General features: G+C 63.3%; 13 protein-coding genes. 3 read left to right on the forward strand and 10 right to left on the reverse strand.

Features of this window, described 5'->3' with window-relative positions; all coding sequences use genetic code 11:
• Positions 1-22: 22 nt before the first annotated feature.
• The 3 genes from pnp to ACYP5B_RS09490 all read right to left on the reverse strand — a co-directional run bounded on the left by pnp (position 23) and on the right by ACYP5B_RS09490 (position 4,416).
• Positions 23-2,236 (reverse strand): polyribonucleotide nucleotidyltransferase, encoded by a 2,214-nt coding sequence (pnp, locus tag ACYP5B_RS09480; protein WP_267605994.1) that lies wholly within the window; start codon positions 2,234-2,236, stop codon positions 23-25.
• A 473-nt stretch (positions 2,237-2,709) separates the two neighbouring features.
• Positions 2,710-2,982, reverse strand: a complete 273-nt coding sequence (gene rpsO, locus ACYP5B_RS09485) for a 30S ribosomal protein S15 (RefSeq protein WP_006156843.1) — start codon at positions 2,980-2,982, stop codon at positions 2,710-2,712.
• A 189-nt stretch (positions 2,983-3,171) separates the two neighbouring features.
• Entirely contained in the window at positions 3,172-4,416 is a 1,245-nt protein-coding gene (locus ACYP5B_RS09490) for a branched-chain amino acid ABC transporter substrate-binding protein (RefSeq protein ID WP_459569418.1), read from the reverse strand.
• Between the two features lie 218 nt (positions 4,417-4,634).
• Between ACYP5B_RS09490 and ACYP5B_RS09495 the strand changes: the two genes are divergently transcribed.
• Positions 4,635-5,162: a hypothetical protein gene (locus ACYP5B_RS09495; protein ID WP_400099399.1), complete on the forward strand. Its 528-nt coding sequence runs from the start codon at positions 4,635-4,637 to the stop codon at positions 5,160-5,162.
• 136 nt (positions 5,163-5,298) lie between these two features.
• On the opposite strand, the gene ACYP5B_RS09500 is transcribed toward ACYP5B_RS09495, so the two are convergent.
• The 7 genes from ACYP5B_RS09500 to ACYP5B_RS09530 all read right to left on the reverse strand — a co-directional run bounded on the left by ACYP5B_RS09500 (position 5,299) and on the right by ACYP5B_RS09530 (position 12,980).
• Entirely contained in the window at positions 5,299-6,837 is a 1,539-nt protein-coding gene (locus ACYP5B_RS09500) for a 2-isopropylmalate synthase (RefSeq protein WP_267605992.1), read from the reverse strand.
• 379 nt (positions 6,838-7,216) lie between these two features.
• Positions 7,217-7,726, reverse strand: a complete 510-nt coding sequence (lysM, locus tag ACYP5B_RS09505) for a peptidoglycan-binding protein LysM (protein ID WP_400099401.1) — start codon at positions 7,724-7,726, stop codon at positions 7,217-7,219.
• A gap of 145 nt (positions 7,727-7,871) precedes the next feature.
• Positions 7,872-8,774 (reverse strand): CDP-diacylglycerol--serine O-phosphatidyltransferase, encoded by a 903-nt coding sequence (gene pssA / locus ACYP5B_RS09510; RefSeq protein WP_267605990.1) that lies wholly within the window; start codon positions 8,772-8,774, stop codon positions 7,872-7,874.
• 42 nt (positions 8,775-8,816) lie between these two features.
• Entirely contained in the window at positions 8,817-9,461 is a 645-nt protein-coding gene (locus ACYP5B_RS09515; RefSeq protein ID WP_318236436.1) for a phosphatidylserine decarboxylase, read from the reverse strand.
• 153 nt (positions 9,462-9,614) lie between these two features.
• Entirely contained in the window at positions 9,615-10,631 is a 1,017-nt protein-coding gene (ilvC, locus tag ACYP5B_RS09520) for a ketol-acid reductoisomerase (protein WP_267605988.1), read from the reverse strand.
• A gap of 97 nt (positions 10,632-10,728) precedes the next feature.
• Complete coding sequence (ilvN, locus tag ACYP5B_RS09525) at positions 10,729-11,220, reverse strand: acetolactate synthase small subunit (RefSeq protein ID WP_006156850.1); 492 nt, start codon at positions 11,218-11,220, stop codon at positions 10,729-10,731.
• A complete protein-coding gene (locus tag ACYP5B_RS09530) occupies positions 11,220-12,980 on the reverse strand; it encodes an acetolactate synthase 3 catalytic subunit (RefSeq protein WP_267605986.1) in 1,761 nt (586 codons plus the stop codon). The genes ilvN and ACYP5B_RS09530 overlap by 1 nt, the downstream gene beginning before the upstream one ends.
• Positions 12,981-13,349: 369 nt before the next feature.
• Here ACYP5B_RS09530 and ACYP5B_RS09535 point away from each other — a divergent pair, with 369 nt between their 5' ends.
• Positions 13,350-13,916 carry an RNA polymerase sigma factor gene (locus tag ACYP5B_RS09535; protein WP_318236437.1) on the forward strand — a complete coding sequence of 189 codons (567 nt, stop codon included), beginning with the start codon at positions 13,350-13,352 and terminating at the stop codon, positions 13,914-13,916.
• Complete coding sequence (locus tag ACYP5B_RS09540; protein WP_267605985.1) at positions 13,913-14,347, forward strand: DUF3619 family protein; 435 nt, start codon at positions 13,913-13,915, stop codon at positions 14,345-14,347. The genes ACYP5B_RS09535 and ACYP5B_RS09540 overlap by 4 nt, the downstream gene beginning before the upstream one ends.
• The last annotated feature ends 154 nt before the right edge of the window (positions 14,348-14,501 follow it).

Genomic DNA, 14,501 nt, shown 5'->3' on the forward strand with positions numbered 1-14,501 from the left:
TTCTACCGCTACCGCAAACCGCTTACTGCTGCTGCTGGTCCGCCGAAGGCGTCGTCGGCGCAGCCGGTGCGGCCGTTGCAGCCGGTGCGGCCGGCGCGGCAGGGGCTTCGCTGGTGTTGGCGATCGGGCTGATGCTGCCACCCTCTTCGGCCAGCGCGGCCTTCAGGGACAGGCGCAGGCGGCCCTTCTCGTCAGCCTGGATCAGCTTGACGCGAACGTGTTGGCCTTCCTTGAGCCAGTCCTTGATGTCCTTGACGCGCTCGTTGACGATCTCGGAGATATGCAGCAGGCCGTCCTTGCCCGGCAGGATGTTGACGATAGCGCCAAAGTCCAGCAGCTTGAGCACGGTGCCGGCGTAGATCTTGCCCACTTCGGCTTCCGCGGTGATGCCTTCGATGCGGCGCTTGGCTTCGGCCATGCCTTCGGTCGAGGTCGAGGCGATGGTGATGGTGCCGTCTTCCTGGATGTCGATGGTGGTGCCGGTTTCCTTGGTCAGCGCCTGGATGGTCGAGCCGCCCTTGCCGATCACTTCGCGGATCTTGTCCGGATGGATCTTCATGGTGATCATGCGCGGTGCGTGCTCCGACAGCTCGGTGCGCGCATGGCCCATCGCGTCCTGCATCTTGCCCAGGATATGCAGGCGGCCTTCCTTGGCTTGCGCCAGCGCGACCTGCATGATTTCCTTGGTGATGCCCTGGACCTTGATGTCCATCTGCAGCGCGGTGATGCCGGTGTCGGTACCCGCGACCTTGAAGTCCATGTCGCCGAGGTGGTCCTCGTCACCCAGGATGTCGGTCAGCACGGCGAACTTGTTGCCTTCCAGGATCAGGCCCATGGCCACACCGGCCACGTGCGCCTTGATCGGAACGCCGGCGTCCATCAGTGCCAGGCAGCCGCCGCACACCGATGCCATCGACGACGAACCGTTGGATTCGGTGATTTCGGACACCAGGCGAATGGTGTAGGCGAATTCGTCATCCTTCGGCAGGACCGGGATCAGCGCGCGCTTGGCCAGGCGGCCGTGACCGATTTCGCGGCGCTTGGGGCTGCCCACGCGGCCGGTTTCGCCAGTGGCGAACGGAGGCATGTTGTAGTGGAGCATGAAGCGGTCGCGGTATTCGCCGGCGAGCGCGTCGATGATCTGCTCATCGCCCTTGGTGCCCAGCGTGGCAACCACCAGCGCCTGCGTTTCACCACGGGTGAAGATGGCCGAGCCGTGGGCGCGCGGCAGCACCGACGAGCGGATCTCGATCGGGCGCACGGTGCGGGTGTCGCGGCCATCGATGCGCGGCTCGCCCGACAGCACCTGGCTGCGCACGATCTTGGCTTCGATGTCGAACAGCACGTTGCCCACTTCGACCTTGTCGGCTTCCACGCCGGCTTCGGCCAGCTTGGCCGCAACGGTGGCGTAGACTTCCTTGAGCTTCTGGCTGCGCGCCGACTTCTGGCGCAGCTGGTAGACGTCCTGCAGCAGCGGCAGAGCGATCTCGCCAACCTTGGCGATCAGCGCTTCGTTCTTCGGTGCCGCGGTCCAGTCCCATTCCGGCTTGCCGCCGTCGCGCACCAGGTCATGGATGGCGTTGATGGCCGTCTGCATTTGCTCGTGGCCATAGACCACGGCGCCCAGCATCACTTCTTCCGACAGCTGGCGGGCTTCCGACTCCACCATCAGCACGGCGCGCTCGGTACCGGCAACCACCAGGTCCAGTTCCGAGGCAGCGATCTGCGAACGGGTCGGGTTCAGCAGGTACTGGCCGTCCTTGTAGCCAACGCGCGCTGCGCCAACCGGGCCGCTGAACGGGATGCCCGACACTGCCAGGGCAGCCGAGGCGCCGATCAGGGCGGGGATGTCGGCCGGCACTTCCGGGTTCAGCGACAGCACGTGGATGACCACTTGCACTTCGTTGTAGAAGCCTTCCGGGAACAGCGGACGCAGCGGGCGGTCGATCAGGCGCGAGGTCAGCGTCTCGTTTTCCGACGGACGGCCTTCACGCTTGAAGAAGCCACCGGGGATCTTGCCGGCAGCGTAGGTCTTTTCGATGTAGTCGACGGTCAGCGGGAAGAAATCCTGGCCGGCCTTGGGCGACTTGGCAGCGACAACGGTGGCGAGCACCACGGTGTCTTCAATATCGACGATCACGGCACCGCCAGCCTGGCGGGCAACCTCGCCGGTTTCCAGGCGCACCTTGTGCTGGCCCCACTGGAATTCCTTGACGATCTTGTTGAACATGGTCATGAGCGTTCCTTTTGTTCGTGCTTGCACGCTTGTGCAACGCCCGCGTTAGCAGCCGCGGGCAAACTGCCGGATCAGCGTCGGTCGCAGTCACAGGGAAGTGCTATGCCATTCCAGCGCGACACCCGGCACCTGCCTGGGCGGATACCGCGCTGGAATGACACAAAGCCCCGCTTCCTTGTCCGACTCCGGTATGGATTAACAGTAAAAAAGCTGAAAAAAGCTAAAGAACACAGTAACTTACTCCGTTGCACGTCTTGGCGCAACGTGTGCCAGACCCGGGGTCATGGCACCTTCAAGTGAAACAAAAATCACTTACAGCAATGCCGGACAGCGGCCAGACGGCGGCCTGATCCGCAACATTTCATCCGCAAAAACAAAATGCCTGCATCAGCGAGGCTGACGCAGGCATTAGTGGCTCACGCGAAGGCGTGCAGTGCATCCATTCGTGCTGCCATCCGGACGATCCTGGCTGCTTACTTACGCAGGCCGAGCTTCTCGATCAGCGAACGATAACGGTCGGCATCGTTGGCCTTGAGGTAGTCCAGCAGGCGACGACGACGGCTCACCATGCGCAGCAGACCGCGGCGGCTGTGGTGATCCTTCATGTTGGCCTTGAAGTGGGGGGTCAGTTCGTTGATGCGGGTGGTCAGCAGAGCGACCTGGACTTCGGGGCTACCCGTGTCGTTGGCGGCACGCGCGAACTGCTTGATGACTTCGGTTTTGCTGCTGATTTGGGCTTCTGCCATGGTGATTTCCTTTTCACTTGCGAACACTACAGCACGAAATGTGCCGTATGCGTCGTGCCTTGTGCGTGTCTTACATACAGGCAACTGTCTCGCCGGGCTGGTTTTGACAACCGGCTGGCTATGACAGCGGGCGATTATAACGGAAAACGGGCTGGGGATGGCGTTTGCGGCAACGCAGGCCCGGAACTGCTAGAAACGCTCCATCTTGCAGGTCGTGGGCAACATGGTCTGCGCCGACTTGAGCTTCTTCACCGTGCGAAAGCCGTATCCCGACCCCTCGTTGTCAAAGCGCACGTCGCCGCCCTGCTTCTCCATCACCGACACGTAGAGCGGCTGCAGCACCTGGTGGTCATCTGCACGGATCGTCGCATCATGGAAGTCGTTGACGTAGCGCATGCCTTCCAGCGCACGCGCCACCTTGACCGCGTCGGTCGAGCCCGCCTGCTCGATGGCCCGGGCCAGCATCTCCACCATTATCTGCATGCGCAGGTGAACGTAGTCGTCCTTGGGCTCCGGGTAACGCGCGCGGAAGGCCTGGTAGAACGCGTCCGACGCCGCGCCGCCCACATTGGGATGCCACTCCGCGACCGCCAGCACACGCCCTACCCCGGCGTCTCCCATGGCCGCCGGTGCGCCCAGGCCATTGCCGTAGAAGGTGTAGAACTTGGCGTTCAGCCCGCCTTCGCGCGCGGCCTTGATCATCAGGGTGAGATCGTTGCCCCAGTTGCCCGTGATCACCGCATCCGCGCCGCTGGCCTTGATCTTGGCAATATACGGGGCGAAGTCCTTGATCTTGCCGATCGGATGGAACTCGTCGCCCACGATGTGCAGCTCGGGGCGCTTGGCCGCCACCATCTCGCGCGCCGAACGCGACACCTGATGGCCAAAACTGTAGTCCTGGTCGATCAGGTAGACGCGCCGCACGCTCTTATCGGCACGGATGACCTCGGTCAGGGCCTGCATGCGCATGTCGGCGCTGGCATCGAAGCGGAAGTGCCAGAAGCTGCACCCCTCATTGGTCAGCGTGGGATCGACCGCCGAGTAATTCAGGAAGAGCACGCGGGCATCGGGCTGCCGGCTGTTGTGCCGGTTGATCGCGCCTACCAGCGCGCCGGCCACCGCCGAGCTGTTGCCCTGCAGGACAAAGGGAATGCGCTTGTCCACCAGCCCGCGCAACTGGATCAGGCTCTCGTCGACATTGCCCTTGCTATCGAAGGTAACGAGCTCGAAGGGCCGCGCGCCTTCCGCCGTCTTGACGCCGCCGCGCGCATTGACCCGGTCAATGGCGATCCGCAGGTTGCGCACCACCGCGTCGCCCGCGTTGGCAAAGGGGCCGGACAACCCTTCGATCATGCCGAGACGGATCGGCTCCTGCGCCCCGGCGCTCGCCGCCACCGCCAGCAAACAGCCCGCCAGCCATCGTTTAGCCCACATCGAGTGATCTCCCGCCAAAGCGCTGCATGGTAAGCCAGGGCCCCAGCCTAGGCAAATCGGATCGCGCTCGCGGCAAAACGGGCAATTGGGCGAGGATGGCTGCGCCATGCCACCGCTTGCCTGCAAAAGCCGGCACGTGCCACATAAGACGCACACAACTTTTGTGCGCCGCTACACTCTCAGTCCATATCACCACGAATTTCAAGAAGAGGACCGCAATGAAAGCCTCATCGCGCCGTGCCGCCCGGTGGCTCGTGCTAGCAACAGCCGCAGCCATCCTGCCGGCCTGCTCGGTGCTGCAACCGGTCAAAGTCGGCCAGGACATGGTGGGCGCGCCGGAAGCTGCCGTACAAGCCCGCTTCGGCACGCCAACCGATACCTACCAGCTAGCCGACGGCACGCAGCGCTGGATCTATTCGAAGCAGCCTTTCGGACGTCAGGCCTATGCAGCGGACTTCGACCGCAGCGGCCATCTCACCACGTTCCGCCAGATGCTGCAGACCAACGAGCTCTACAAGGCGAAGGTCGACGTCTGGACCAGGCTGGACGTGGAGCAGCACTTCGGCAAGCCCCGCGAGCCCACGCAGTATTTCCCACTAATGAAGCGCGAAGTGTGGTCTTACCGTTTCCTCCACGAGGACAACTGGCCGTCGATGTTCAATTTCTATTTTGACGATGGCGGCGTGCTGCGCCAGACCCAGATCACGCCGGACCCGCTCGCCGACCCTGACAGAAGGCGCCGCTGAAGCGCGGACGCGGCAAGGCCGAGGGGCGAGGGGCGAGCGGAAATGCAAAAAGCCCGCCGTCATCCTCGTGGGAATGCGGCGGGCCGATTCAAGCCCCGCGGCCGGATGGGCCGCGGGCTTACCAGTCAGATCGCGATCAGATCTGCGGGTTGATCTTCTGCACGGCTTTGTCGTGCAGCTTGTTCAGCGCGGCCAGGTAGGCCTTGGCCGACGCGGCCACGATATCGGGATCGGTGCCCACGCCGTTGACGATGCGCCCGCCCTTGGACAAGCGGACCGTGACTTCGCCCTGGGCCTGCGTGCCGGCGGTGATGGCATTGACCGAATACAGCACCAGTTCGGCGCCGCTGGCAACCTTGCCCTCGATGGCGTGGAGCGTGGCATCGACCGGACCGTTGCCCTCGCCTTCGCCCGTCACCTCCTGGCCATCCATGTTGAACACCACGCGCGCATGCGGGCGCTCGCCGGTCTCGGAGTGCTGCGACAGCGAGATAAAGCGGAAGTGCTCGTTGACGTCGTGCGCCTCGTCGGAAACGATGGCCATGATGTCTTCGTCGAAAATCTCGGACTTCTGGTCGGCCAGTTCCTTGAAGCGGGTGAACGCGGCATTGACCTCGCCCTCGCTCTCCAGCTCGATGCCGAGCTCCTGCAGGCGTTGCTTGAACGCATTGCGGCCCGAGAGCTTGCCCAGCACGATCTTGTTGGCGGTCCAGCCCACGTCTTCCGCGCGCATGATCTCGTAGGTATCGCGCGCCTTGAGCACGCCATCCTGGTGGATGCCCGAAGCATGCGCGAAGGCGTTGGCGCCCACCACGGCCTTGTTGGGCTGCACCACGAAGCCGGTGATCTGCGACACCAGCTTGGAGGCCGGCACGATCTGGGTGGTATCCACGCCGACGTCCAGGTCGAAGTAGTCGCGGCGCGTCTTGACCGCCATCACCACTTCTTCCAGGCTGGTATTGCCGGCACGCTCGCCGAGGCCGTTGATGGTGCACTCGACCTGGCGCGCGCCACCGAGCTTGACCGCCGCCAGCGAGTTGGCAACCGCCATGCCAAGGTCATTGTGGCAATGCACGGACCAGATGGCCTTGTCGGAATTGGGGATGCGCTCGCGCACCGAGCGGATCAGGCCCGCGTAGCCTTCCGGCACGGCGTAGCCCACCGTATCCGGCAGGTTGATGGTGGTGGCGCCTTCCTTGATCACGCCTTCGAGCACGCGGCACAGGAAATCCATATCCGAGCGGCTGCCATCTTCGGGCGAGAATTCGATATCGTCGGTGAACTGGCGCGCAAAGCGCACCGCCTGGATGGCTTGCTCGAACACCTGGTCCGGCGTCATGCGCAGCTTCTTTTCCATATGCAGCGCCGAGGTGGCGATGAAGGTATGGATGCGGAAGGCGTTGGCCGGCTTGAGCGCCTCGGCGGCGCGGGCGATATCCCGGTCGTTGGCGCGGGCCAGCGAGCAGATGGTCGAATCCTTGACGACCTGGGCAATGGAGCGGATCGCCTCGAAGTCGCCGTTGGAGCTGGCGGCAAAGCCCGCCTCGATCACGTCGACCTTGAGGCGCTCCAGCTGGCGCGCGATACGGATCTTTTCCTCGCGGGTCATGGAGGCGCCGGGCGACTGTTCGCCGTCGCGCAAGGTGGTGTCGAAAATGATGAGTTTGTCGGACATGGGTGGGGCTCCTGGGCTTACTTTTGTATTTGGCGAATCAAGTTACTGTTTCGGCATCCGCCGTTTCGTTTTGCTGTGCTGCTGTATGCGTGCTGAATGCAAAACGCCCCGGCGTGCAGTGATGCAGGCCGGGGCGTTTATAAATCCTGTGTGACTTTACGCGAGGGGCTTGGCTTCCCTCAGCGCGAACGCGTCCCGACCTGATGGCCTAGTAGGCCACCTAGAATGGTGCGGGCGAGTAGGGCTTGGCGCGAAATCATGTGAGCGACTATAGCCGAGAAGCCGGGCGTGCGCAATATGGATGCGTTAATCGGGCCAATAGCCGAGAAGCCGAAAAAGGCAGGCCCAGGGGGCGGCCAAGTCCCCTGGGCGCCGGGCGTCAGGCCTGGGGCGGGATACGCAGCTTCTGGCCTGGGTAGATCTTGTCCGGATGCGTCAGCATCGGCTCGTTGGCCTCGAAGATCGCGGTGTACAGCGCGCCGTTGCCGTAGGCCGTCTGGGAAATCGCCCACAGGGTGTCGCCCTTGACCACGGTGTGCCAGGTCGATTCGGTGGAGTCGACATTGACCGACATCTTGTCATCGACCTTGTCCACGCCTTGCACGTTGCCGCAACACAGGATGATCTTCTCGCGGGTGGCCTGGTCCGGCGCCACGCCGAATACCGTCACCAGCCCCTGCGAGCCGTCCACCTGCACCATCAGTCCGGTGGCATCGAGGTTCATCTGCTTGATGTAGCCCTCGATGGCATCGCCGGCGGCGCGGTTGGCCGCATCGGCATCGGCGTCCGCCGCCGGCGCATCGGCCGGAGCCGCAGCGGGCGCGGCCTGCGCTGCGCTCCCGCCAAACAGTTTCTCTCCTGCTTCCTTGATGAAGTCGAGCATGCCCATGAGAACCTCCAGTGATAAGTGGACAACAAGGGGACTACAGTACAACCGTGGCTACAGTGAACCACGACAATCGCCACGGCAAGCGCGGCATCCTGGAAAACAAATGTAAAAAAAGGCGCCGTAGCGCCTTTTCACCGACCTGCGATCAGGAACGATCGTTCCCGCCGTCCCGCACCTTGCGGATCTCGGCAGGCTTGCCATGCAGCGCATGCCAGCCCCACAGCAGGTAGCCGGAGATGGCATAGGCCACGAACAGGCCAAACAAGGCAACCGGCGGATCCGTGGAAACCACCACGAACAGCACCAGCACGAGCACCATCATGCCGAAGGGCACGCGGTAGCGCACGTCGAGCGCCTTGCCGCTGTAGAACGGCGCATTGGACACCATCGACAGCCCGGCGTACAGCGTGATGCCGAACGCCACCCACGGCATCCACAGTTCCTTGACCGGCAGCTTGTTGTCGATCACCAGCCAGACGAACCCGGCCACCAGCGCCGCCGCCGCCGGGCTGGGCAGCCCCTGGAAGAAGCGCTTGTCGACCACGCCGATGTTGGCATTGAAGCGCGCCAGCCGCAGCGCGGCGCAGGTGCAGTACACAAAGGCGGCAATCCAGCCCCACTTGCCCAGGTCGTGCAGGATCCACTCGTACATCACCAGCGCCGGCGCAACCCCGAACGAGACCATGTCCGAAAGCGAATCGTATTGCTCGCCGAACGCGCTCTGCGTATTGGTGATGCGCGCCACGCGGCCGTCCATGCCATCCAGCACCATGGCGGCGAAGATGGCGATGGCCGCGCTGTCGAAGCGCATGTTCATGGCCTGCACGATGGCGAAGAAACCGGCAAACAGCGCGGCCGTGGTGAACGCATTGGGCAGCAGGTAAATGCCGCGCCGGCGCGGACGCACGTATTCGATGTCGTGATCGTCGCCCGCTTCCTCGTCGAAGTCGTCGGGTTCGTTGCCGCGCAGCTGGTTGTGGCGGAAGGGACGCAAATTGGTCACGTTGCCATTGCTAACGCGCTTGTTGCGTCGATTGAAAGCACCCATGCCTGTTCTCCAGTGGGTCTGATCTGCTCCGGCTGAGCCGGATTAATCCAGCTCAGCCAGGATGGTCGACGTGGCCGATACCTTCTCGCCGATGGTGACGCGCGGGCGCGCATCCACCGGCAGGTAGACATCGACACGCGAGCCAAAGCGGATGAAGCCATAGCGCTGGCCGCGCGACAGCGTCTCGCCGACGCGGGTGTAGCAGAGGATGCGGCGGGCCACCAGGCCGGCCACCTGTACCAGGGTCACCACCTTGCCGTCTGCGGCACGGCGGATGACCACGGCGTTGCGTTCGTTCTCGAGCGAGGCCTTGTCGAGGTCGGCGTTGACGAACTTGCCGGGGAAATACTCGACCTTCTCTACCTTGCCGTCCACGGACACCCGGTTGGAGTGTACGTTGAACACGTTCATGAAGACGCTGATCTTCAGCGCCTCGCGGCCCGCGAACGGGTCCATGGTCTTCTCGACCACCACGATGCGGCCATCGGCGGGCGCCAGGACGGCGTTCGGCTGGGTGGGAATGGGCCGCGGCGGATCACGGAAAAACTGCAGCACGAACAGTGTAATGATCCACAGCGGCAAGGCCCACCAGAAGCCGGCGCTGACCTGCACCAGCAGCGAGATGACAAAGGCGCCGGCCAGGAACGGCCAGCCTTCACGGGCGATCAGCGGATGAGGATAGTTCATGCAATGCTTACTTGGTGGATAAAGTCTGACAAGGATAACAAAAAGCCGTTCAGCCCCCGCCTGAACAACCCCTCGAGGGGGGAATTGTGCGGATGGCTGAACGGCTGCGGCCCGCGCCGTCAGGAGCGGCGGGCCGTCGGGCTGTAGTACAGCTTAGTTCTTCGACTGGTCGACCAGCTTGTTCTTTGCGATCCAGGGCATCATGGCGCGCAGCTTGGCACCCACTTCTTCGATCTGGTGCTCAGCGGTCAGGCGGCGGCGCGAGATCAGGGTCGGCGCGCCGGCCTTGTTCTCGAGCAGGAAGCTCTTGGCGTACTCGCCGGTCTGGATGTCGGTCAGGCATTGCTTCATGGCCTTCTTGGTCTCCTCGGTCACGACGCGCGGGCCGGTGACGTATTCGCCGTATTCAGCGTTGTTGGAGATCGAGTAGTTCATGTTGGCGATGCCGCCTTCATAGATCAGGTCGACGATCAGCTTGAGTTCGTGCAGGCACTCGAAGTAGGCCATTTCCGGCGCGTAGCCGGCTTCCACCAGCGTCTCGAAGCCAGCCTTGATCAGCTCGACGGTACCGCCGCACAGCACGGCTTGCTCGCCGAACAGGTCGGTTTCGGTTTCTTCGCGGAAGTTGGTCTCGATGATGCCGGCGCGGCCGCCGCCGTTGGCGGTAGCGTACGACAGGGCGATGTCACGGGCAGCGCCGGACTTGTCCTGGTGCACGGCGATCAGGTGGGGCACGCCGCCGCCTTGCGCGTAGGTCGAACGCACCGTGTGGCCCGGGGCCTTCGGGGCGATCATGATGACGTCGAGGTCGGCGCGCGGGATCACGGCACCGTAGTGCACGTTGAAGCCGTGGGCGAAGGCCAGTGCGGCGCCTTGCTTGATGTTGTCGTGCACTTCGTTCTTGTACACGTCGGCGATCTGCTCGTCCGGCAGCAGGATCATGACCACGTCGGCTTCCTTGACCGCGTCAGCCACTTCCTTGACTTGCAGGCCAGCGTTGACGGCCTTGTTCCACGATGCGCCGCTCTTGCGCAGGCCAACGGTGACCTTGACGCCCGAGTCGTTCAGGTTTTGCGCGTGGGCATGGCCTTGCGAGCCGTAGCCGATGATGGTGACGTTCTTGCCCTTGATCAGGGAGAGGTCGGCGTCCTTGTCGTAAAACACTTTCATGATCGTTCCTTCAGTCTTTCGTTTTCGTGTGTCGGGTTGGCGGCCACCGCCCGGCTAGTGCCGGCACCGGCGCCGCCCTTGGATACTGCAATCAGGTTCAGACCTTCAGGATGCGCTCGCCGCGGCCAATGCCCGAGCCGCCGGTACGGACGGTCTCGAGGATGGCGGCGCGGTCGATGGCGTCCAGGAAGGCATCCAGCTTGCCGCCGTTGCCGGTCAGCTCGATGGTGTAGGTCTTCTCGGTGACGTCGATGATGCGGCCGCGGAAGATGTCGGCGGTACGCTTCATTTCCTCGCGCTCCTTGCCGACCGCGCGCACCTTCACGAGCATCAGCTCGCGCTCGATGTGCGCGCCTTCGGTCAGGTCCACCACCTTGACCACTTCCACCAGGCGGTTCAGGTGCTTGGTGATCTGCTCGATGATGTCGTCCGAACCGCTGGTGACGATCGTCATGCGCGACAGCGAGGCGTCTTCGGTGGGGGCCACCGTCAGCGTCTCGATGTTGTAGCCGCGCGCCGAGAACAGGCCAACCACGCGCGACAGCGCGCCCGGTTCATTTTCCAGCAGGACCGAAATGATATGTCGCATTACAGGTCCTCCGCGCCAAGCAGCATCTCGGAGATGCCCTTGCCGGCCTGGACCATCGGCCACACGTTTTCAGTCGGGTCGGTCTGGAAATCGAGGAACACGGTACGGTCTTTGAGGCGGAAGGCTTCGCGCAGGGCGGGCTCGACGTCGGCCGTCTTCTCGACGCGCATGCCGATATGGCCATAGGCCTCGGCCAGCTTGACGAAGTCGGGCAGCGCGTCCATGTAGGAATGCGAGTAACGGTTGTCGTACTCGATTTCCTGCCACTGGCGCACCATGCCGAGGTAGCGGTTGTTGAGCGCGCAGATCTTCACCGGGGTGTCGTACTGCAGGCAGGTCGACAGTTCCTGGATGCACATCTGGATCGAGCCTTCGCCGGTGATGGTCACCACTTCCTTCTCGGGGAAGGCTTTCTTGATGCCCATGGCATACGGCAGGCCCACGCCCATCGTGCCCAGGCCACCGGAATTGATCCAGCGGCGCGGCTCGTCGAACTTGTAGAACTGCGCGGCCCACATCTGGTGCTGGCCCACGTCCGAGCAGACGAAGGCGTCGCCGTGCGTCAGTTCCCAGATCTTCTCCACCACGTACTGCGGCTTGATGATCTCGGAGGTGCGGTCGTACTTCAGGCAGTCCACCGAACGCCACTGCTCGATCTGCTCCCACCACTTGGCCAGGGCCTCGCGCTTGGGCTTGACGTCGCTGGCCTGCAGCTGGGAGATCAGCTCCTGCAGCACATCCTTGACGTGGCCCACGATGGGAATGTCGACCTTGACGCGCTTCGAGATGGAAGACGGATCGATGTCGATATGGATGATCTTGCGCGGCTGCGAGGTGAAGTGCGCCGGATTGCCGATCACGCGATCGTCGAAACGCGCCCCGATGGCGATCAGCACGTCACAGTTCTGCATGGCCATGTTGGCTTCATACGTGCCGTGCATGCCGAGCATGCCGACGAACTGCTTGCTGGTGCCGGGGAACGAGCCGAGGCCCATCAGCGTGTTGGTGACCGGATGGCCGGTCAGCGCGGCAAGCTGGCGCAGCTCGTCGCTGGCGTTGGCCAGGACCACGCCGCCACCTGCGTAGATGAACGGCCGCTCGGCGCCCTGCAACAGCGCGAGCGCCTTGCGGATCTGGCCCGAATGGCCCTTGTTCACCGGGTTGTACGAGCGCATGTCGATCGACTTGGGATACTCGTACTTGCAGGAATTGCGGGAAACGTCCTTGGGAATATCGACGACAACGGGGCCGGGACGGCCGGTCGCGGCGATATAGAACGCCTTCTTGATGGTCGCGGCGAGATCGCGGACGTCCTTGACCAGGAAGTTGTGCTTGACGATGGGGCGGGTGATGCCGACCGTGTCGCATTCCTGGAAAGCATCCTGGCCGATAGCGTGCGTCGGCACGTTACCGGTGATGATCACCATCGGGATCGAGTCCAGGTAGGCCGTGGCAATGCCCGTCACCGCATTGGTGACGCCGGGACCGGAGGTCACCAGGGCGCAGCCCACCTTGCCGGTCGCACGTGCATAGCCGTCTGCGGCATGAACCGCGGCCTGCTCGTGGCGCACCAGGATGTGCTCGATCTTCTTTTGCTTGTAAAACTCGTCGTAGATATACAGCACTGCGCCGCCGGGGTAGCCCCAGACGTACTCGACGCCTTCTTCGGCAAGTGCGTGAACGAGAATTTCCGCCCCGATCATTTCGGGTGCGGCGGATGAATTGCTGTCTGCGTGGAATTCCGCGCTGGGCATGTTCATTTTAGTCCTTTGCAATTTTCGGCAAAAAATTGTTCGGATGCTCTCTACCGGGCTTGTGGCACGGGTTCAAGCGGTGCGCGTCTGCATGATAGACCGCCTCATAAGCGGCCGAATGAGACAACCACTGATGTCGTGTGAACCCGCGATGATACTGGATTGGATCGGGCTGGTCTACGGGCTTTTTTTGTCCAGGGGGCATCGCGCCATCCGCCAAACGCCAGCACCACACCCTGAGCCTGAATGACCACAAGAGAGAACAAGGATGGTCACCGGGGGGGTTATTTGCTAGCATCCCACCATTTTGGACGTGCAAGAAGCCCTACCCTGCACATCCACCGGCCACGGCCCCACCGTCTGTACCCCGCCTGCATGGCAACCGATCAGGAACTATCCGACTTTCTCGCCAGCGTCGAGCGGCGCGCCTTCAAACAGGCCGTGTTTGCGGTGCGCGACGACGAAGCCGCCCTGGACATCGTCCAGGACGCAATGATCAAGCTCGCCGAAAAATACGGCGACAAGAACGCCGCCGAACTCGCGCCGCTGTTCCAGCGCATACTGCAAAACACGATCCACGACTGGTTCCGCCGCCAGAAAGTACGCAATACCTGGGTCACCCTGTTTTCCAACCTGCGCGACGACCGCGAAGGCGAGGATAATGACCTGCTCGACACTTTCGAGGCCGAAATCGGCTCCGAATCTGCCGAAAGCAGCGCCGACAAGGTGGAACGCGCCCAGACCATGCACATCATCGAACAGGAGATCCAGCGCCTGCCGACACGTCAACGCGAAGCCTTCCTGATGCGTTACTGGGAGGATATGGACGTCGCGGAAACGGCTGCTGTCATGGGATGCTCCGAAGGCAGCGTCAAGACGCACTGTTCCCGTGCCACGCACACACTGGCGCAGGCATTGCGAGCGCGGGGGGTCCGACTATGAGCACCAGAAACGAAAAAGAAATCAACGAACGCCGCCTGGCACACGAGATCCGCACGGCACTAGATGCCTCTGCGAATGCGTTGCCGGACAATGTGACCGATCGGCTTGCCGCCGCGCGGCGGATTGCGCTGTCTCGCAAGAAGGCGCAAGCCGCCATCGCCGTGCCGCAACTGGCCTCGGCCGGGATGCCCACGCTCTCTTTCGACGAGGACGATTCGGCACTCCACCGCGCGGGCTTCTGGCTGCGCCGTCTTGGGCTGGTATGGACGCTGGTGGCGCTGGCCGCCGGGCTGGCGGGCATCTACCACTGGCAGCAGCAAAAGCGCGTCGATGAGCTGGCGGATGTGGACGCGGCGATGCTGCTCGACGACCTCCCGCCGACGGCCTACGCGGATCAGGGCTTCCACGTGTTCCTGAAGCGCGGTCAGTAGGCATGGCCCGCGCTGACTTCAACCCCGACGCACCGCGCCGGCGGCTGGCAGCCTTGCTGCTGGCCGGCCTGGCCGCCGCCACGACGATCTGGTCCCTGGTTCCGGCCACTTGCCAGGCGCAGGGCGGCCACGCTGGCAGCGCGCCCGCTGCCAG

It is taken from the genome of Cupriavidus sp. 8B, assembly GCF_054589115.1.